Origin of the sequence: Halomonas alimentaria (assembly GCF_009902005.1) — a bacterium.
Lineage (GTDB): Bacteria > Pseudomonadota > Gammaproteobacteria > Pseudomonadales > Halomonadaceae > Halomonas > Halomonas alimentaria.
In genome coordinates this window covers 3,165,375-3,185,208 of the sequence record NZ_WUTT01000001.1, presented here as the reverse complement: position 1 = coordinate 3,185,208, position 19,834 = coordinate 3,165,375, and the positions used below count along the sequence as shown (strand labels likewise).

Annotated in this window: 20 protein-coding genes; 9 read left to right on the top strand and 11 right to left on the bottom strand. The window is 63.7% G+C overall.

Annotated features, from left to right (window positions below):
- Positions 1–61 precede the first annotated feature (61 nt).
- Positions 62–949 (bottom strand): helix-turn-helix transcriptional regulator, encoded by an 888-nt coding sequence (locus GRB96_RS14990; protein ID WP_161432868.1) that lies wholly within the window; start codon positions 947–949, stop codon positions 62–64.
- 184 nt (positions 950–1,133) lie between these two features.
- On the opposite strand from GRB96_RS14990, the gene GRB96_RS14985 reads away from it, so the two are divergent.
- The 8 genes from GRB96_RS14985 (at position 1,134) to GRB96_RS14950 (ending at position 10,487) form a co-directional block, all read left to right on the top strand.
- A complete protein-coding gene (locus tag GRB96_RS14985; RefSeq protein ID WP_161432867.1) occupies positions 1,134–1,838 on the top strand; it encodes an ABC transporter permease in 705 nt (234 codons plus the stop codon).
- Entirely contained in the window at positions 1,835–2,560 is a 726-nt protein-coding gene (locus GRB96_RS14980) for an ATP-binding cassette domain-containing protein (protein ID WP_240894184.1), read from the top strand. Before GRB96_RS14985 ends, GRB96_RS14980 begins: the two co-directional genes overlap by 4 nt.
- Before the next feature lie 55 nt (positions 2,561–2,615).
- Entirely contained in the window at positions 2,616–3,431 is an 816-nt protein-coding gene (locus GRB96_RS14975; protein ID WP_161432866.1) for an ABC transporter substrate-binding protein, read from the top strand.
- 304 nt (positions 3,432–3,735) lie between these two features.
- Complete coding sequence (locus GRB96_RS14970) at positions 3,736–4,905, top strand: isovaleryl-CoA dehydrogenase (protein WP_161432865.1); 1,170 nt, start codon at positions 3,736–3,738, stop codon at positions 4,903–4,905.
- 161 nt (positions 4,906–5,066) lie between these two features.
- Positions 5,067–6,674: a carboxyl transferase domain-containing protein gene (locus tag GRB96_RS14965; protein WP_161432864.1), complete on the top strand. Its 1,608-nt coding sequence runs from the start codon at positions 5,067–5,069 to the stop codon at positions 6,672–6,674.
- A 12-nt stretch (positions 6,675–6,686) separates the two neighbouring features.
- The gene (locus GRB96_RS14960) at positions 6,687–7,535 is read left to right on the top strand and encodes an enoyl-CoA hydratase-related protein (protein WP_161432863.1); all 849 of its coding nucleotides are present in this window, start codon (positions 6,687–6,689) and stop codon (positions 7,533–7,535) included.
- Entirely contained in the window at positions 7,532–9,583 is a 2,052-nt protein-coding gene (locus tag GRB96_RS14955; protein ID WP_161432862.1) for an acetyl/propionyl/methylcrotonyl-CoA carboxylase subunit alpha, read from the top strand. Before GRB96_RS14960 ends, GRB96_RS14955 begins: the two co-directional genes overlap by 4 nt.
- Positions 9,584–9,587: 4 nt before the next feature.
- On the top strand, positions 9,588–10,487 hold the full coding sequence (locus tag GRB96_RS14950) for a hydroxymethylglutaryl-CoA lyase (protein WP_161432861.1): 900 nt from the start codon (positions 9,588–9,590) through the stop codon (positions 10,485–10,487).
- A gap of 148 nt (positions 10,488–10,635) precedes the next feature.
- Here the strand turns inward: GRB96_RS14950 and GRB96_RS14945 are convergent, their stop codons facing one another.
- From GRB96_RS14945 to GRB96_RS14935, 3 genes are all read right to left on the bottom strand, one after another.
- Positions 10,636–11,148 (bottom strand): hypothetical protein, encoded by a 513-nt coding sequence (locus GRB96_RS14945; RefSeq protein WP_110013268.1) that lies wholly within the window; start codon positions 11,146–11,148, stop codon positions 10,636–10,638.
- Between the two features lie 119 nt (positions 11,149–11,267).
- On the bottom strand, positions 11,268–12,146 hold the full coding sequence (locus tag GRB96_RS14940; RefSeq protein ID WP_161432860.1) for a hypothetical protein: 879 nt from the start codon (positions 12,144–12,146) through the stop codon (positions 11,268–11,270).
- An 89-nt stretch (positions 12,147–12,235) separates the two neighbouring features.
- Positions 12,236–12,778: a DinB family protein gene (locus GRB96_RS14935; RefSeq protein ID WP_161432859.1), complete on the bottom strand. Its 543-nt coding sequence runs from the start codon at positions 12,776–12,778 to the stop codon at positions 12,236–12,238.
- Between the two features lie 231 nt (positions 12,779–13,009).
- Here GRB96_RS14935 and GRB96_RS14930 point away from each other — a divergent pair, with 231 nt between their 5' ends.
- On the top strand, positions 13,010–13,975 hold the full coding sequence (locus GRB96_RS14930) for an integron integrase (protein WP_023006728.1): 966 nt from the start codon (positions 13,010–13,012) through the stop codon (positions 13,973–13,975).
- A gap of 134 nt (positions 13,976–14,109) precedes the next feature.
- On the opposite strand, the gene GRB96_RS14925 is transcribed toward GRB96_RS14930, so the two are convergent.
- The 7 genes from GRB96_RS14925 to GRB96_RS14895 form a co-directional block, all read right to left on the bottom strand.
- Positions 14,110–14,835: an aspartate/glutamate racemase family protein gene (locus GRB96_RS14925; protein WP_161432858.1), complete on the bottom strand. Its 726-nt coding sequence runs from the start codon at positions 14,833–14,835 to the stop codon at positions 14,110–14,112.
- Between the two features lie 112 nt (positions 14,836–14,947).
- Positions 14,948–15,211 carry a Txe/YoeB family addiction module toxin gene (locus GRB96_RS14920; protein WP_161432857.1) on the bottom strand — a complete coding sequence of 88 codons (264 nt, stop codon included), beginning with the start codon at positions 15,209–15,211 and terminating at the stop codon, positions 14,948–14,950.
- On the bottom strand, positions 15,208–15,450 hold the full coding sequence (locus GRB96_RS14915; RefSeq protein ID WP_161432856.1) for a type II toxin-antitoxin system Phd/YefM family antitoxin: 243 nt from the start codon (positions 15,448–15,450) through the stop codon (positions 15,208–15,210). The genes GRB96_RS14920 and GRB96_RS14915 overlap by 4 nt, the downstream gene beginning before the upstream one ends.
- 107 nt (positions 15,451–15,557) lie before the next feature.
- The gene (tehB, locus tag GRB96_RS14910; protein WP_161432855.1) at positions 15,558–16,124 is read right to left on the bottom strand and encodes a tellurite resistance methyltransferase TehB; all 567 of its coding nucleotides are present in this window, start codon (positions 16,122–16,124) and stop codon (positions 15,558–15,560) included.
- A gap of 108 nt (positions 16,125–16,232) precedes the next feature.
- Positions 16,233–16,916 (bottom strand): DNA-3-methyladenine glycosylase I, encoded by a 684-nt coding sequence (locus GRB96_RS14905; RefSeq protein WP_161432854.1) that lies wholly within the window; start codon positions 16,914–16,916, stop codon positions 16,233–16,235.
- Between the two features lie 59 nt (positions 16,917–16,975).
- Positions 16,976–17,341 (bottom strand): MliC family protein, encoded by a 366-nt coding sequence (locus GRB96_RS14900; protein WP_161432853.1) that lies wholly within the window; start codon positions 17,339–17,341, stop codon positions 16,976–16,978.
- A 610-nt stretch (positions 17,342–17,951) separates the two neighbouring features.
- A complete protein-coding gene (locus GRB96_RS14895; protein ID WP_205743555.1) occupies positions 17,952–19,811 on the bottom strand; it encodes an ABC transporter ATP-binding protein in 1,860 nt (619 codons plus the stop codon).
- Between the last annotated feature and the right edge of the window lie 23 nt (positions 19,812–19,834).

Genomic DNA, 19,834 nt, shown 5'->3' with positions numbered 1-19,834 from the left:
GACGCGCTTCCCGCAACCGACGGGGGGGCGGTACTGGTCGAACCCAGCCCTGGCATAACTCTCAGGCGTTGTAGACCACCCTGCCCAGCTCGCCGAGATCGTAGCCGCCCAGCGCCTCGGCGCGCTCGGCAAAGCGTGGCTCCTGGACGAAGGCCAGCAGTCGCTGGATCGGCGGCTCGAAGTAGCTGCGCCGACGTAGTGCCAGGTCGAAATGCTCCCGGTGCAGGGGCAGGAAGGTCAGCCCCTGACGCCGCGCCGCCGCCTCCACCCCGAGCCCCGCATCCGCTTCCCCCTGGCGCACCGCCAGCGCCAGGTCATCCTCCGAGAGCGAGGGGTGGGCCGTGAAATGCAACCGTGACGCCGCCACCCCCGCCTGCTCCAGCAGCCAGCTCAGCAGGCGTCCGGCGCCGGCATCCGGCTGGCGGTGGGCGATGCGCACCTCGCGACGCGCCAGGTCGGCCAGGCGTCGGATCCCCAGCGGGTTGCCCGGCGCCAGCAGCAACCCCTGCTGCCGGGTCGCCCAACGCACCATCACCAGGTCGCGCATCCCGCCCATCCCCAGGGCCTGGGGTCGGTTGTAGCCACCGCTCGCCGCATCCAGCAGGTGCAGCCCGGCGAGCATCGCCTGGCCCTCCAGCAGCCGTCGCACGCCGTCACCGCTGCCCTGGCAGAGCAGCGCCAGTTGGGAGCCGCTCTCGCGTACCGCCCACTCCAGCAGCGGGTCCTGGCTGCCGGCCAGGACCACCGGTACCGGGCGCGCCGTCGCCTGGTCGCCCTCCAGATGATTCATCAGCCACAGGTCGATGCTGTGGCGCGGAAACAGCAACTTGCCGGTGACCCGCACGCAGGGGATCGCCCCCTGTCGCACCAGGTCGTAGACCTTGCGCTCCTTGAGGCGAAGGTAGTCGGCCACCTCGGCGGTGGTCAGGTAAGTGGCTCTCGCTTCCATCGGCGTCTCCTCCCTGGGTTGCAGGGAATATCACCCCGGCCGCCTCTGAGGTTCTCGGGCGGGGATACAGGGCAATGTTCTTCTCACCTGCTGCATATAACTGTTTCTGGATGTTCTGATTACCGCACCGCATGCATATTGGAACCTGAGCGCACAAGATGCCAGCTAACCAGAGGAGAATTGCATGCCCAGCGACTCCGGTGCCTTCGTCACCGCCCTGAATCTCATCCTCGGACTCGATCCCGACCTGCTGAACATCGTGGCCCTGTCGCTGCAGGTATCACTGACCGCCGTGGCGCTCGCCACCCTGATCGGTCTGCCGCTGGGCGCGGCGCTGGCGCTGTGGCGCTTCCCCGGCCATGGGGTCCTGGTGGTGGCGCTCAATGCCCTGATGGGGCTGCCACCGGTGGTGGCGGGCCTGTGCGTCTACCTGCTGCTCTCCCGCGCCGGCCCGCTGGGGGAGCTGGGCCTGCTCTTCACCCCCACCGCCATGGTGGTGGCCCAGCTGGTGCTGGTGCTGCCGATCATCGCCGCCCTGGCGCGCCAGCAGGTAGAGGAGCTGCACCAGGAGTATCGCGAGCAGCTCACCTCCCTGGGGCTGTCACGGCTGCGCATGATCCCTACCTTGCTGTGGGACGCCCGCCTGGGGCTGGTCACGGTGGTCCTCGCCGGCTTCGGACGCGCCAGTGCCGAGGTGGGTGCGGTGATGATCGTGGGTGGCAACATCGATGGCGTCACCCGGGTGATGACCACCGCCATCGTGCTGGAGACCAGCAAGGGCGACCTGCCCCTGGCGCTGGGGCTGGGTATCGTGCTGCTGGGGCTGGTGGCGCTGGTCAACGCCGGCGCCTATCTGGTGGGCGAGACGTCGCGGAGAAAGCTGGGATGAACGACATGACCACGCTCTCCATCACCGAAACACCGGCGCTCGAGCTGCATGGCGTCAGCTTCACTCACCGTGGCCAGCGCCTGCTGGGGCCGCTGGACCTGCGCCTCACCGGCTGCCGGCGCACCCTGGTGATGGGCCCCAACGGCGCCGGCAAGAGCCTGCTGATGCGCCTGGCCCACGGCCTGCTGGCCCCCTCTGCGGGCCGGGTGGACTGGCAGGGGCGCACCCCGCGCCAGGCGATGGTGTTCCAGCGCCCGGTGCTGCTCAAGCGCTCGGCGCTTGCCAACCTCACCTACGCCCTGGCGGTGAACGGTACGCCACGCCCCGAGCGCCGCGCACGCGCCCGCGAAGCACTTGAGCGCTTCGGCCTGGCCGCCCTGGAGAAGCGCCCGGCGCGGGTCCTCTCCGGCGGGGAGCAGCAGCGCCTGGCCCTGGCCCGTGCCTGGCTGCTCGACCCCGAGGTGCTGTTCCTCGACGAACCCACCTCGGCTCTGGACCCCGCCGCCATCAAGGCGGTGGAAGATGCGGTGCAGGAGTTCCACTGTCGCGGCACCCGCATCCTGATGAGCAGCCACGACCTGCACCAGGCGCGTCGCCTGGCGGACGAGGTGCTGTTTCTCAACGCCGGTCGGCTGATCGAACACACCGATGCCGCCACCTTCTTCACGGCCCCCGCTTCGAAAGAGGCGCGGGCCTTCATCCGCGGAGAGCTGGTGCTCTAGCCCGGCTCTCTGAACCCACCCGGCAACTCTCCCCCGACACAACAAGGAAGCGACCATGCAACACAAGGCACGCATCGCACTCACCGCTATCGGCATCCTGGGCCTCTCGATGGCCGCCCAGGCCCAGGATGGTGAGCAGTACATCACCCTGGCCTCTACCACCTCCACCGAGGCCTCGGGGTTGTTCGACTCCATCATTCCGAAGTTCACCGGCAAGACCGGCATCGAGGTGCGCGTGGTGGCCGTGGGCACCGGCCAGGCCTTCGAGATCGCCCGCCGTGGTGACGCCGACAGCCTGCTGGTTCACGACACCGTCGGCGAAGAGGCCTTCGTCGCGGAGGGCTACGGCACCGAACGCGCCGACGTGATGTACAACGACTTCGTGATTATCGGACCCGACGGCGACCCGGCCGGCATCGCGGATGCCGATACCATCGCCGAGGCGCTGCAGCTGATCGCCGAGGCCCAGGCGCCCTTCGCCTCCCGGGGTGACGACAGCGGCACCAACCGCGCCGAGCTGCGCCTGTGGGAAGCCGCCGGCGTCGAGGCTGACGGCGAGTGGTACCGCGAGCTCGGCAGCGGCATGGGGCCGACCCTGAACACCGCCGCCGGCATGGACGCCTACGTGATGAGCGACCGCGCCACCTGGGTCGCCTTCGAGAATCCCCAGAATCTCGAACTGCTGTTCGAGGGCGACGAGGCGCTCTTCAACCAGTACGGCAGCCTCGTGATCTCCGAGGAGCGCCACCCCCACCTCAAGCACGACCTGGCCGGGCAGTGGCATCAGTGGCTGCTCTCCGAGGAAGGCCAGCAGGCCATCGGTGACTTCACCGTCAACGGCCAGCAGCTGTTCTTTCCCAACGCCGAATAACCCTTTCCCACTCTCTCCTCACTTGGGGCGACCTTCGGGCCGCCCCTTTTTTGGGCTCGCCGCACCTGCCTCTCCTCCCTTGTCCTTGTCCTTGTCCTTGTCCCTTTCCCCTCACCCCTTATCCCTCAGCCTCTACACCATTCGTCGAACACGACACCGGCTGCACTTTACGTTAACGTCAACCTGGCCTAGTCTTGGACCATCACGGTTCACCACCTGACCCGGACCGCTGTGCGTGCCTGCTTCGCCCCTTGGCGGCAGGCGCCACCGACCTGACCAGTAGACAAGAACGGGAGTCCCGCCCATGCACACGCCCTTCAAGCCCCTCGACTTCGGCCTCGACGACGAGCTCAACATGCTGCGCGAGCAGGTCAATGCCTTCGCCCGGGACGAGATCGCCCCGCGCGCCGCCGAGATCGACGAGAAGAACGAGTTCCCCAACGACCTGTGGCAGAAGTTCGGCGACATGGGCCTGCTCGGCATCACCGTGTCCGAGGAGGATGGCGGCACCGGCATGGGCTACCTCGCCCACTGCATCGCCCTGGAGGAGATCTCCCGGGCCAGCGCCTCGGTAGGCCTCTCCTACGGCGCCCACTCCAACCTCTGCGTCAACCAGCTCAAGATCAACGCCAGCCCGGAGCAGAAGACCAAGTACCTGCCCAAGCTGATGAGCGGCGAGCATGTCGGGGCGCTTGCCATGTCCGAGCCGGGCGCCGGTTCCGACGTGGTCTCCATGAAGCTGCGGGCCCGCAAGGAGGGCGACAAGTACATCCTCAACGGCAACAAGATGTGGATCACCAACGGCCCCGATGCCGACGTGCTGGTGGTCTACGCCAAGACCGATCCCGAGGCGGGATCGAAAGGGATTACGGCCTTTATCATCGAAAAGGGCATGCCCGGCTTCTCCACCGCCCAGAAGCTCGACAAGCTGGGCATGCGCGGCTCCAACACCTGCGAGCTGGTGTTCCAGGACTGCGAGGTGCCGGAGGAGAACATCCTCGGCGAGGTGGGCAAGGGCGTGCGCGTGCTGATGAGCGGCCTCGACTACGAGCGCACCGTGCTGGCCGCCGGCCCTATCGGCATCATGCAGGCCGCCATGGACATCGTGGTGCCCTATATCCACGAGCGTAAGCAGTTCGGCCAGTCCATCGGCGAGTTCCAGCTGGTGCAGGGCAAGGTGGCGGACATGTACACCACCCTCAACGCCTGCCGCGCCTACCTCTATGCGGTGGCCGCCGGCTGCGACCGCGGCCAGACCTCGCGCAAGGACGCCGCCGGCGTGATTCTCTACTGCGCGGAGAAGGCCACCCAGGTCGCCCTGGACGCCATCCAGCTGCTGGGCGGCAACGGCTACATCAACGAGTACCCCACCGGCCGCCTGCTGCGCGACGCCAAGCTGTATGAAATTGGCGCTGGCACCAGCGAGATCCGCCGCATGCTGATCGGCCGCGAGCTGTTCAACGAATCTGCCTGAGCCACCGGCTTCTGTAGGAGGGATGCTTCGCATCGCGACCGGAGGCCGCAGGCCTCCCAAGGAAAACCCCAAGGCACCTGGCGGCGCCTGTCGCGCAGCGGAGCTGCCCTCCTACAACACCACCGGTACCCTGTGTTGGCATATCAATTCAAGGATTCGCTATGAGCATCCTGCAGACCCAGATCAATCCGCGCAGCGAGGGCTTCCAGGCCAACGAGGCAGCGATGCGCGCCGAGGTGATGAAGCTGCGCGAACTCACCGCCGCCATCGCCCAGGGCGGCGGCGAGAAGGCCCGCGCCCGCCACGAGAGCCGCGACAAGCTGTTCGTGCGCGACCGCATCGACCACCTGATCGATGAGGGCTCCCCCTTCCTGGAGTTCTCGGCGCTGGCCGCCCATGAGGTCTACGACTCCGCGGTGCCCGCCGCCGGCGTGGTCACCGGCATCGGCCGCGTCTCGGGCGTCGAGTGCGTGATCGTCGCCAACGACGCCACCGTCAAGGGCGGCACCTACTTCCCGCTCACCGTGAAGAAGCATATCCGCGCCCAGGAGATCGCCCGTAAGCACCGCCTGCCGTGCATCTACCTGGTCGACTCCGGCGGCGCCTTCCTGCCCCGCCAGGACGAGGTCTTCCCGGACCGCGACCACTTCGGCCGCATCTTCTTCAACCAAGCCACCCTCTCCGCCGAGGGCATCCCGCAGATCGCCGTGGTCATGGGCTCCTGCACCGCCGGCGGCGCCTACGTGCCGGCCATGGCCGACGAGTCGATCATCGTGCGCGAGCAGGGCACCATCTTCCTGGGCGGCCCGCCCCTGGTGAAGGCCGCCACCGGCGAGAGCATCAGCGCCGAGGACCTGGGCGGCGCCGACGTCCACGCCAAGAAGAGCGGCGTGGCCGACCACTACGCCGAGAACGACGCCCACGCCCTGCAGCTCGCCCGGGCCAGCGTCTCGCGGCTCAATTGGCAGAAGCGCGGCCAGCTCAAGATGCAGGAACCCAAGCCCCCGCGCCTGGATCCGGCCGAGCTCTACGGCATCGTCGGCACCGACCTCAAGAAGCCCTACGACGTGCGCGAGGTGATCGCCCGCATCGTCGACGACTCCGACTTCGACGAGTTCAAGCGCTACTACGGCGACACCCTGATCACTGGCTTCGCCCATATCCACGGCTACCCGGTGGGCATCGTCGCCAACAACGGCGTGCTGTTCTCCGAATCCGCCGTGAAGGGCGCCCACTTCATCGAGCTGTGCGCCCAGCGCAAGATCCCGCTGATCTTCCTGCAGAACATCACCGGTTTCATGGTCGGCTCGAAGTACGAGCACGAGGGCATCGCCAAGCACGGCGCCAAGCTGGTCACCGCGGTGGCCTGTGCCAAGGTGCCCAAGTTCACCGTGCTGATCGGCGGCAGCTTCGGCGCCGGCAACTACGGCATGTGCGGCCGCGCCTACGACCCCAACCTGCTGTTCATGTGGCCGAATGCGCGCATCTCGGTGATGGGCGGCGAACAGGCCGCCGGCGTGCTGGCCCAGGTCAAGCGCGAGCAGATCGAGCGCGAGGGGCGCGAGTGGTCGACGGAGGAGGAGGAGGCCTTCAAGGCGCCCACCCGCGAGCAGTACGAGCACCAGGGCCACCCCTACTACGCCAGCGCCAGGCTGTGGGACGACGGCGTCATCGACCCGGCACAGACCCGCGACGTGCTGGGCCTGTCGCTCGCCGCGGCCATGAACGCCGAGGTCGAAGAGACCAAGTTCGGCGTGTTCCGGATGTAAGGGGAAGCAGACATGTCAGATAGCACATTCTCACGCCTGGAACTCGATGAGCGCGGCGTGGCCTGGCTGACCCTGGTCCGCCCCGAGGTCCACAACGCCTTCGACGACCGCCTGATCGCCGAGCTCAACGCCCATCTGGAGCGGCTGCACGACGCCGCCCATCACGGCGAGATCCGCGCCGTGGTGCTGGGTTCCGAGGGCAAGAGCTTCTCCGCCGGGGCCGACCTGGGCTGGATGAAGCGCATGGTCGAGTACGATTTCGACGGTAACCTGGCCGATTCGCGCAAGCTCTCGGCGCTGATGCACGGCCTGGACACCCTGCCCTGCCCCACGCTCTGCCGCGTGCAGGGGGCCGCCTTCGGCGGCGCCGTGGGCCTGGCCGCCTGCTGCGACATCGTCGTCGCCTCCGAGAAGGCGAAGTTCTGCCTCTCCGAGGTGAAGATCGGCCTGTCGCCGGCGGTGATCAGCCCCTATGTGCAGCGCGCCATCGGGCCGCGCCAGATGCGTCGCTACGCGCTCTCCGCCGAGGTGATGGACGCCCCAACCGCCCTGGCCCTGGGCCTGGCTCACCAGGTGGTCGCGGCCGAGGCGCTCGACGACGCCGTGGCCACCCTGCTCGACACCCTGCTGGCCGGCTCGCCCCAGGCCCAGCGCGCCACCAAGGGGCTGCTCGCCGAAGTGGCCCGGGAGCCCGACAGCAAGGCCACCCGTGAGCATACCTGCCGGGTGATCAGCGAGCTGCGCGTCAGCGCCGAGGGCCAGGAGGGCCTGGCCAGCTTCTTCGAGAAGCGCCGCCCCGCCTGGACAAACGAAAGCGACAACCGTGTCGCAGAAAACAAGGCCGCGGAGCCCCGCTCATGACTACCGATCTGAACAAGTTCGACACCCTGCTGGTCGCCAACCGCGGCGAGATCGCCTGTCGGGTGATGCGCACCGCGCGCGCCATGGGCCTGCGCACCGTGGCCGTCTACTCCGACGCCGATGCCAACGCCCGCCATGTGCGCGAGGCCGATGAGGCCGTGCGCCTAGGCCCCGCCGCCGCCCGCGACAGCTACCTCAAGGTGGAGGCGGTGATCGAGGCCGCCAAGCGCACCGGCGCCGGCGCCATCCACCCCGGCTACGGCTTCCTCTCCGAGAACGGCCCCTTCGTGGACGCCCTGGAGAAGGCCGGTATCACCTTCGTCGGCCCGCCCGCCTCAGCCATCGCCGCCATGGGCGACAAGTCCGCCGCCAAGGCGCGCATGCATGACGCCGGCGTGCCCTTGGTGCCGGGCTACCACGGCGACGACCAGGACGACGCCCTGCTCAAGGCCGAGGCCGACAAGATCGGCTACCCCGTGCTGCTCAAGGCCAGCGCCGGCGGCGGCGGCAAGGGCATGCGCGTGGTGGAGTCCGCCGCGGGCTTCCAGGCCGCGCTGGACGGCTGCCGCCGCGAGTCCCAGGCCGCCTTCGGCGACCAGCGCATGCTGATCGAGAAGTACCTGACCCAGCCGCGCCACGTGGAGGTCCAGGTGTTCTGCGACAGCCACGGCAACGGCGTCTACCTCTTCGAGCGCGACTGCTCCGTGCAGCGCCGCCACCAGAAGGTGCTGGAGGAGGCTCCGGCCCCGGGCATGAGCGCCGAGCTGCGTCGTGAGATGGGCGAGGCCGCCGTGCGCGCCGCCCGCGAGATCGGCTACGTGGGTGCCGGCACCGTGGAGTTCCTGCTCGACGTGGATGGGTCGTTCTTCTTCATGGAGATGAACACCCGCCTGCAGGTGGAGCACCCTGTCACCGAGATGATCACTGGCCAGGACCTGGTCGAGTGGCAGCTGCGCGTGGCCATGGGTGAGCGCCTGCCGCTTGCCCAGGACGAGCTGACCATCACCGGCCACAGCTTCGAGGCTCGCCTCTACGCCGAGGACCCGGAGCAGGACTTCCTGCCCGCCACCGGTACCCTGACCCGCTTCGCCCTGGACCTGGAAGGCGCCGGCCTGAATGCCGACAAGGTACGCCTGGACAGCGGCGTGGAGAGCGGCGACGCCGTCTCCATGCACTACGACCCCATGCTTGCCAAGCTGATCGTTCACGGCGGTGACCGCGACCAGGCGCTGGCGACGCTGAACCGGGCACTGGCGGCGCTGGACGTGCAGGGCGTGGTCACCAACCGCGCCTTCCTGCAGCGCCTGGCGACGCATCCTGCCTTCAAGGGCTGCGAGCTCGACACCCGCTTCATCGAGAAGCACGAGGAGAGCCTCTTCGCCCCGCGCGAGATCACCACCGAGGCCTACGCCGCCGCGGCGCTGATCGGCCTCAAGCAGCTCTCCCGGGAGTGCGAGAGCGACTCCCCCTGGGATCGCCACGACGGCTTCCGCCTCAACGCGCCCCATACCATCCGCCTCGCTCTGTGCGCCACCGGTCACGACCTGACCCGCGCCCAGGCGCCGGACGCCGAGGACGTGGTGATCGTGGAGGGCCGCCGCGAGACCGACGCCGATCCCTGGCAGTTGGTGATCGGCGATGAGACCCTCACCGCGCGCATCCAGCACCTGGAGGGCGACGCCGTGGCGGTCACCCTCAACGGCCACCGCCGCCGCCTGCAGGCCCGCCTCGCCGACAATGGCGTGGTGGTGATGGCCGATGCCGCCGGCGAGACCCGCCTGTTCTGGCGCCGCATCGATGCCATCGACCACGGCCAGCACGAGGCGGAATCCACCCTCACCGCCCCCATGCACGGCACCGTGGTGGCGCTGCTGGTGGAGCCAGGCCAGAAGGTGGAGAAAGGCATGCCGCTGATGGTGATGGAGGCCATGAAGATGGAACACACCATGGCCGCCCCCGCCGATGGCCACGTGGAGAGCTTCCACTTCGCCGCCGGCGACACCGTGGGCCAGGGCGACGTACTGCTCGAATTCGCCGCGGAGGAGTAAGACGATGGCATTTCCGACACACGTCCGCCTGGTCGAGGTCGGCCCCCGCGACGGGCTGCAGAACGAGCCCGAGCCGATCGGCACCGCCACCAAGCTGGAACTGATCGACCGCCTGGGCGCGGCCGGCATCAGCTACATCGAGGCGGCCAGCTTCGTCTCGCCCAAGTGGGTGCCCCAGATGGCCGACCATCGCGAGGTGATGAAGAACCTCGCCCGCCGCGACGGCATCACCTACGCGGCGCTGACCCCCAACCTCAAGGGGCTGGAGGCAGCCCTGGAGTGCGGCGTCGAGGAAGTCGCCGTGTTCGGCGCCGCCTCCGAGGCCTTCTCGCAGAAGAACATCAACTGCTCCGTGGCCGAGTCCCTGGCCCGCTTCGAGCCGGTGCTGGAGCGCGCCAAGGCCGCCGGCGTGCGGGTGCGCGGCTACGTCTCCACGGTGCTGGGCTGCCCCTACGAGGGTGAGATTGCCCCCGCCAAGGTGGCGGAGGTGTCCAAGGCACTCTATGAGATGGGCTGCTACGAGATCTCGCTCGGCGACACCATCGGCACCGGCACCCCGCTCAAGGCCAAGCGCATGATCGAGGCCGTGAGCCGCGACATCCCCATTGCCAAGCTCGCCGCCCACTTCCACGACACCTACGGCCAGGCGCTGGCCAACCTCTACGCGGTGCTGGAGGAAGGTATCGCGGTGGTGGACAGCTCCGTGGCCGGCCTTGGCGGCTGCCCCTACGCCAAGGGCGCCTCCGGTAACGTGGCAAGCGAAGACGTGGTCTATCTGCTCAACGGCCTGGGCATCGAGACCGGCATCGATCTCGACGCCCTCGCCGATACCGGCACCTGGATCACCCAGGCCATCAGCCGGCCCAACCGCTCCAAGGCAGGGGTGGCGCTGGCCGCCAGGTAATCGCAACGCCAACAAGCGAAAGCCCCCGAGCCAGATGAATGACCCGGGGGCTTTGGTATTGCATAACACCCGGCTCACGCGCCGGTTTGGAGCCGCGAAAGCGGCGGAAAATCGGTCGCCGTGCAGCCGATTGTTATGCAAAGCTCGCTCATACTGAACTTCCCAAGGGAACTCCTTTCCAGATTGGATGTTTCAAAGCCGGTCCAGTTGCGCCTAGCTCTGAGATGTCATGAGCAACTTGGTAACGCTTTCCGTTTGCTGAGATCACCTCAAGACTCAATATTGTATGCCGATGCTGATTTGGATCTGATTCCTTTGGCGGTCTATAGGCAGCATCATGCACCACAGTGAAAGGCCGAATCTCCCCTGGTTTTAACACAAACGGATCAAGATGGTTGATTGGGACTTCAAGATATGGGGCATCATGCTTCAAATGCCCAAGTGGAGATGGCCCCATCAACAAAGCGATATCCTTGATGTAAAGCTCCTGATTACCAGTATTACTGAAGGTGTAGTTTAGCTCTCTATTCGTTTTTTCACTGAGGCAATCAAAAAATCGGCTATTCAAACAAAGAATAGCTTTTGAAGATTTATGCCAGTGGGAAAGGTACAGCGCTATTAAAGAGACCAGAAAGGCACCCACCGAAACTACCATCTCCATCAGCTAACCCCTTTCATTTCGAACAACCTGTGCATAACGTCCGCAGCATGCGCGGCTTTGGAATGGAGGCGAAGCCGCAATGGAAAAGGCGTCGCCTTGCCTGCGATTGTTAGGCAATCTTATATCAGGTTAAAATAAACTCTGACAATTTTCCCATCATATTTCTCCGCATAAACAGGGTACATACCGTCTCCTAATATTGTTCTTACAGCTATACCTGCACCTTCATGACCTAGCTGAAAAGGTAGTGAGCCATAACCTCTTTCTGATAGAGTTGAGTAACAAGCGCCTGCGTAAGAGAAGTCAACCTTGCTTGAGTAGTCAATCTCTATTTGCTCTAACCTTCCAGAAGCTATGAGCTCATTTACTGTTTCATCAAAACCGTCAATTTTTGCTTCATAGTTAGAGAAGTCTTTTCTAAACTGGTAAATGGCACCAGTTTCTTTATCCTTTAGCAAGCGGATATCTTCAAACTCAGTGTCTTGCCATTCTGAGTCGATATAGCATGGATCCGTTATCATCAACTGACCGCTGTCTACGGCAACAAACCCCATTTCTTCGATTTCATATTCAGCGTCAGAGGAAAATAATCTAAATTCGTCATCATCGTCTTCTTCAAGGTCAAGCTCCAGAAGCTCCATAGTTCTTCTGATGTCTTTAGATTTTTCGACTTCACTTTTTAGTCGGTGTACCTCTTGCGTCTTCGCTTTTAGTTCTTGCGTATGCTCTTGCTTGTCATCATTAAGCCTTAAAATTTCTTCTTCTCTGATTTTAATTCTTTCATTAAGAATCTTTTCTATATTTTCAGGGCTTTTCTTTTCGAGATCAGAATTCTTGTCCTTTAGGAAAGAAATATTTTTCTCTACAGCCCTTATTTGCTCATCTTTTGACTTAAGGCTTGCATTCAAATTTTTGATATAGGCGCTATATATCCAACCTGCAACCAACAATGCAAAGGCATTAGCCCCTAATTGCAGGTAATTTAAAATTTCTTCCAAGATGAACTCCTCTTTACGCCTAACGCCTGGGCTCAGCGGCCGATTTGGAGGCGCACCGCGCCGGAAAACCGGTCCGCTGGAGCCCCTGGTTATACATTGTTCTGATTCGGGATCAGTGCTAGCAAATCCGTTACCCCAACGTCTTCGCCAGATTGCAAAAGTAGCGTAGTTACCTGCCCCCGATGATGAGTTTGATGATTGAAGAAATGATAGATCAAGGAGGAAAATCGTTTGGTGGCGGGCACACCCTTGGTATTCTGATAGCTGAGAATAAAATCTAAATCACTATCAGTGAGCCCTGAAATCCATTTGATGATTTTCTCATCTAGCCACTTTCGGTGGCTATGCAACTCATCAAGATCTTCGAAAATTATTTGGTTGAGGTTTTTGGGAGCCGCTAGCTCAGTGATTTCACGTAGTGGTTCAGCGCTTGCTGGTTGTGCAGCAAACCTCTTTAGCCAAATCGTATCCCCAACAACGATATGGTTTAGCGTACCCAATATTGACCCGAAGAAGGCTCTTCGATCTTCTAAAAGAGCCGATTTGCTCAGGTTGCCTGCGGCGCCATATACCCTCTCATTCATCCACCGGTTGTATTCGGCCATCAGCTCAAAATGTTGTTTCAGGCTCATCTGACTGAGGTCCTTCTACTGTATAACAGGTATTAGACAGCGTGCTCGTTTATTGACTTGAACGAGCACGCGCGTTCAACAATCTTATCATCGCAAGCTTTTACCAGCTAACACCTTGATTTCATTATTCCCAAAGAAAAACTTGGCCACCTATACAAAATTCGCACGCTTGCGCGTTTTGCCAGCGTCAATAATACTGCATGGACATCCATGCATCGGGAGGACGGGAGTATGGATACGCACAGCAAACCGCCGAAGCTGATGGACCGGGTCAAGGCCACCCTACGGGTGAAACGCTACAGCCCGCGCACCGAGAAGACCTACTGCTACTGGATACGCTACTTCATTCGCTTCCACGGAGTCCGGCATCCCGCCGGCATGGGCGGCGCGGAGGTCCGCGCCTTCCTGGAACATTTGGCAGTGGAGCGGCGGGTAGCGGCGGCCACGCAGAATCAGGCGCTGAATGCCCTTGTGTTCCTCTATCGGCACGTACTCGACCAGCCCTTGGGCGATATCGGAGAGTTCTCACGTGCCAAGCGTCCTCGTCGGCTTCCGGTGGTGCTTTCTCACGAGGATGTCATGCGCGTGTTGAGCCATCTATCTGGCCCCATGCACCTGATGTCTACCTTGATGTATGGCTCAGGGCTGCGCCTCATTGAGACGTGCCGATTGCGTGTCCGCGATATCGACTTCGAACGCCAGATCATAACGGTGAGAGCAGGCAAGGGCGACAAGGACAGAACCACCCTACTCCCTGGGATCAGCATTCCCGCCCTACAGCTCAGAATAACGGCGGCCAAACATCAGCTTGACGATCGCCTGCAGCATGGGAGCGTGCCGGTGACACTGCCCCACGCGCTCGATCGCAAGTACCCCAATGCCGGTGTCTCCCTGGCCTGGCAGTGGCTCTTCCCCGCCAGCCGCCCTTGCTTCGACGATACCGGAAAGGTCGTGCTACATCATATCCATCCGTCAGCGGTGCAAAGAGCGGTGAGACAGGCCATGCGTGCTGCTTCACTTACCCGTCCAGGCTCTTGCCATACCCTCCGGCACAGCTTCGCCACTCAGCTTCTGAACCAGGGCACGGATATCCGCACGGTACAAGAGTTGCTTGGCCACAAGAGCGTAGAAACCACCCAGATCTACACTCATGTACTGGGCAAAGGCTTTGCGGGAGTACGAAGCCCTCTTGGGTGAGGGTGCGTTTGGGAGCCGGGACATGCTACCGCCCCTACCTGGGCATGTTCACGGCCTGCAGCCATCCATGCGGTAGTCATTGAGCGTCGCGCTGTGCCTTCCTGGCTCCCTGCGAGTTATTCATTATCGTGAGCCTATGTGAGCCGGTACGGCGTTGCAAAGTCGAGTTTAGTAGCAAGGGCAGCCTCCACCGCCTGCTCGGCGTGGATGGCGGTGGTGTCGAAGAGGGGAATGTCCGTGTCGTCGGCCTGGATCAGCAGCCCGATCTCCGTGCAGCCGAGGATGACGCCCTGGGCGCCCTGCCCGGCCAGCGAGGCCACGATCTCAAGATACTCAGCTTTGGAATCCGCGCGGATCTCGCCGCGGCAGAGCTCGTCGTAGATGACGGCGTGCACTTTCTCGCGCTGGTTGGCATCGGGAATCAGCACTTGGATGCCCTGCGCCTCCAGGCGCTCGCGGTAGAAGTCCTGCTCCATGGTGAAGCTGGTGCCGAGCAGCCCTACCCGGGTCATGCCCTGCCGATGCAACTCGTTGGCGGTGGCATCGGCGATATGCAGCAGGGGAATATCCACGGCCTGCTCGAGCTGCGGGGCGACCTTGTGCATCGTGTTGGTGCACAGCACCAGGAAGTCGGCGCCGGCCGCCGCCAAGGAGCGGGCCGCCACGCCGAGGATCTGCGCCGTGGCCGCCCAGTCGCCGCGGCGCTGCAGCGCCTCGATCTCGGCGAAGTCCACGCTGTAGAGTACCAGCCGGGCGGAGTGCAGCCCGCCCAGCCGCGCCTTCACCCCCTGGTTGATGAGCCGGTAGTAGGTCTGGGTCGATTCCCAGCTCATGCCGCCGATCAGCCCTATGGTTTTCATCGTCGGCCCTCCTCTTCCGGAACCCAGAGCGTCATGCAGGACAGGGCTACAACGCAAGGCCCCCGAGCCGTTGAATGATTCGAGCCTGGCGGGGCCGCCGGTCGGTCATGTATTACTCGTAGTGGCTCCAGAGCCTGAGGACCTTCACCACTCGCTCGTCCTCGAGCACCTGATAGACCAGGCGATGCTGGATATTGATACGGCGCGAATAGGCCCCGGCGAGGTCACCGACAAGCTTCTCGAACGGGGGCGGCTTGCGATAGGGATCTTCGGCCAGGAGTTTCAACAGTTCCTGGGCCTTCGGCTTGAGGCCGCTGGAAGCCAGTTTCCTGGCGTCCTTCTGGGCCTGTCGGGTGTAGACCAACTTCCATGTCACCAGTCCAGCGCCTCGTCACACTCATCCACGGGGGTGTCCATGCCCTCACGGATCGACTCCCGCATACCCGGTACCGAGAGCAGGTAGAGGGTCTCCTGAATGGCCGACCAGTCTTCCTCGGATACCAGAACGGCCTTGTTACGCTTGCCCATGATGACGATCGGCTGGTGAGACTCGGCCGTTTCATCGATCAGCCGATACAGGTTGCTGCGCGCCTCGGTGGCGGTAATGCCGGTCATGACGCACCTCGCATGTGTTAACTCTTCGATCAGTGTACGCCCTTCAGTACGTACGTCAATACGAACGTCAACGTTGTAAGAGATCAGGCATGGGGCGCGACTGTTGGCTACTCGGGCTTGCGCGCCAGCAGGGTGGCGAACTGCAACCGCGCACCATTGTGCATGGTGCCCACATCCTCGTTGTACTTGACCAGCTCCCACCCCGCGTAGGCCTCGCGCAGCTGCCCCTCGCGGAGGGTAAAGGGGAAGCCGACCGGGCAGGGGTAGGCATCCGTATCCATGGCGCAGACGATGGTGTTGTAGCCCCCGGGCAGAGTGTGCGCCTGCATGTCGGCGATCACCGCCTCGACGCGCGAAGGGTCGAGGAACATCAGGGTGACGGTGCAGACGATCAGCCCGTAGTCACTGTCCAGGGCGGCACCATTGAGGTCGTAGACCCGGGCATCGAGGTTCTCGATCCCCTCGCGGCCGACGATCTGCCGCAGCATGTCGATGGCGCCGGGGTTGTGGTCCACCGCGGTCACGTCGAAGCCCTGCTGGCTCAGGTAGAGGGCGTTGCGCCCGTTGGAGCAGCCCATGTCCAGGACGCGGCACGGCGCCACGATCCGGCATGTCTCGACCACTTCACTGTGCGCGGGATTCAGGCCATAGCGGCTGTTCAGATCTGACGACATCGTATCCATCCTGCGTTTCATAATGTGCATCCATATTACTCTTTCTATGGCGCGACGAAAGCACGGTCATCAACACAGGAGAGGGTCGGGCTGCGGCCCCGGCTCGCGCTAGAAGCTCGGGTTGATGCTCAGCGAGAGCATGGCCGAGAGCTGGCACAGCGGCCTGCCGGAGGCCTGCTGCAGCTCGTTGAAGGCGTCCTGTACCCGCTGCAGGTCGCGCTGGCTGGTGGGCGAGCGGTCGACGATGCCGGCGGCGACCAGACGGGCCACCACGTCACTGGTCAGCAAGAAGGTGTCCTTTCCCACCAGGCGCAGGAAGCCGGCCGCCGAGCGCCCGCCCAGGCGCGCGCCTCGCCTGGCCAGCAGTCGCCACAGGCCGACGATGTCGCTGCTCGGCCAGTCGGCGATGAACTCGCCGAAGGTTCCGCCCTGCTCCTTGCGGATATCCAGAATAAACTGGGCGTTCCTGGGGATGGTCTGCATCTTGGTTCGATGGCGGATGAGACGCTCATCCTGCATGAAGCCCTCGAGCTGCTCCGGGGTGAGCAGCACCAGGGTCTCGGGATCGAAGCCCCAGAAGGCCTCCTCGAAGGCGGGCCAGCGGGCATCCACCACCGAGTGCTGCATCCCGGCCCGGAACACCCGCCGACTCATGGCGGAGAGGTAGCGGTCATCCCCGAGTTGCTTCAACTCGTCGGGCGTCAGCGCCCGGGGCAGGAAGGCCTCCATGGCGTCGTCGGAGTCGAAGCGGTCGCGAACCGTGTCCTGGAGCCAGCGGTAATCAAGTGCCATGGTGGCTCCGTTCAGTTTTTGCCATCCCCGTCCTCTACAACCACGCGATCAACGCATGATCAGCGCGCCGTGCAATTCTCGATGATCTCACCCGAGGTGCCATCCGCTTTATGCTGTAGCAGCATGCCCTCGGCGCCGGGGCCGGTGCCCTTTGTCCACCACTCCAGCCCGCCGCCCACATAGCGTGCGCCGCTGGCGGAGACCGCGATCTGCATATCGTGACGGTTTCCCTGATACTCGATCGTCGCGCTGTCGCTACCGGGATACGCGGCAGCGATCGTTTCACCGCTCTCGCACTGGTACTGCTGCATGGAAGACCCAGAGGAGGCCTGCTGCTTATGGGCATCCCCACTCTCCTGCGGTGAGGTGGTGCAGCCCGCAACAAGCAGGAGGGAAGCGATCGAAACGAGAGTCAGGGTTTTCATAATAGCCTTGGTTTCCATAGGGATTTAATACGAAATTCCGCATGCTACTGCGGCGCCCCCAACGCAGCAAATCAGAGGCACAGGGCTATCGCAGATGGCAGTACCGCTCAAGGCTATTCCGGCAACAGGCCTTCGAGGGGGCGCTACGAGTACTTCCCTGTAGGCTACCTCGGCCATCCCTGGTCCTCGGACCCCCTCTCCGACCTGTCCCCGGCGCCTTTCACTATCCACCCTGTCGGTAACTGCGATACCCCTGATCAAAGGTATGGAGGCCACTTTGTGCGATATGGACGACACTTAGCGCTGCTTCTCAAGACAGCACGCTGCCCGGTAACCGGGAATAAAGCAGACGACCAACACGGCGGGAAAGACCAGGCCAGCCAGCAGGTAGGCAAGCGCCTCGGGCAGTCCGAGCCCCCAGCCAAGGAAAAAGGCCACCCCCTGTAAGGCCTCCCCGGGCCAGCGGTAAACGGGAAGGTGTGTCCCGTAGGTTAGCCACCAGACCAGTAGCGCGCCCCCCACCAGGGATGTCAGCACTCCAGGGACAATTCGCCGTTTCATCTTGCTCGCTTATCGTGAATTCGAAAATGGCCCCAGGGCCGCTCTCTGGTCAGGGCACTTCCACCCCGATAAAACCGCCGGACTGGCGCCGCCACAGGGCGGCATAGAGACCATCCCGCTCCAGCAGTTCGCGGTGGGTGCCGCTCTCCACGATGCGCCCCTCATCGATGACCACCAGGCGGTCGAGCATGGCGATGGTGGAGAGGCGATGGGCGATGGCGATCACCGTCTTGCCCTCCATCAGCGTATAGAGCTGCTCCTGAATTGCCGACTCCACCTCGGAGTCCAGCGCCGAGGTGGCCTCGTCGAGTACCAGGATCGGCGCGTTCTTGAGCAGCACCCGGGCGATGGCGATGCGCTGGCGCTGGCCGCCGGAGAGCTTCACGCCCCGCTCGCCCACATGGGCATCCAGGCCGCGGCGACCCTGCGGGTCCACCAGCTCATCGATAAAGGTATCGGCGTGAGCGCGGCGCACCGCCTCGTGAATCGCCTCCTCGCTCGCCTCGGGACTGCCATAGCGAATATTGTCACGCAGCGAGCGGTGAAGCAGCGAGGTGTCCTGGGTGACCATGCCGATATGGCGGCGCAGTGACTCCTGGGTCACCCCGGCGATATCCTGACCGTCGATCAGGATCCGCCCGCCCTCCAGGTCGTAGAAGCGCAGCAACAGATTGGCGAGCGTCGACTTGCCCGCCCCGGAGCGGCCGATCAGCCCCACCTTCTCGCCGGGGGCGATGGCCAGCTCGAGGCCATCGAAGACCCGCCTCCCCTCCCCGTCCGGACGCTCATAACCGAAGCGCAGCGCCTCGAAATGGATCTCGCCCCTGGGCACCGCCAGCGCCGTGGCGTCCTGCGCATCCCTGACCGCCGGCTCTCGAGCGATGGTGTTGAGGCCATCCTGCACGGTGCCGATGTTCTCGAACAGGCTCGCCACCTCCCAGAGAATCCAGTCGGACATGAAGCGGATACGCATCACCAGGGCAATGGCCACGGCGATGACACCCAGCGACACCGCCTCCAGATACCAGGCGCCGATGACCGCCGCCGCCACCCCGGTCAGCAGCAGGGAGTTGAGCAGGGTCAGGCTGACGGTCAGGCCGGTGGCCAGACGCATCTGGCGATGCACCGTGGTCATGAAGCCCTCCATGGCGTCCCGGGCATACGCCTCCTCGCGACGGGTATCGGCGAAGAGCTTGATGGTCTGGATATTGCTGTAGCTGTCGACGATGCGCCCGGTCATCACCGCCCGGGCGTCGGCCTGCGCCATGGAGACCGCCCGCAGGCGCGGCACAAAGACCCACATGATGGCGAGATAGCCGGCAAGCCACGCCACCAGCGGCAGCATCAGCCAGGGCTCGGCGCTACCCATCAGCAGCATGGCGCCAACGAAATAGACCAACACATAGACCATCAGGTCCATCAGTTTCATTACCGTCTCGCGAATTGCCAGCGCCGTCTGCATCACCTTCTGGGAGACCCGCCCGGCAAACTCGTCCTGGTAGAAGGCGAGGCTCTGACCCAGCATATGGCGATGCGCCAGCCAGCGCCCGATCATCGGGTAGTTGCCGAAGACGCTCTGCTGGGTCACCAGTGCCTGCAGCAGGGTGAGCAGCGGCAACACGACCACCACCAGCGCCGCCATGCCGGCCAGACGCCAGCCATGCTCGGCGAAGAAGCCCGCGCGCTCGGCACCGGCCAGCCAGTCCACCAGCTCCCCCATATAGTGGAAGAAGATGACCTCCGCCGCGGAGACCAGCGCCGTCAGCAGCGACATCACGATCAGCAGCGACAGCACTGGCCGGGAGAAGTGCAGAATAAAGGCGAACAGTCCCCTGGGGGGTGTGCCCCGACTACCCTCGGGATAGGGGTTCACTCGGGTTTCGAAATAGCGCAAGACGGCGCGAAGCATGACAACCATCCGATGGCATGAAA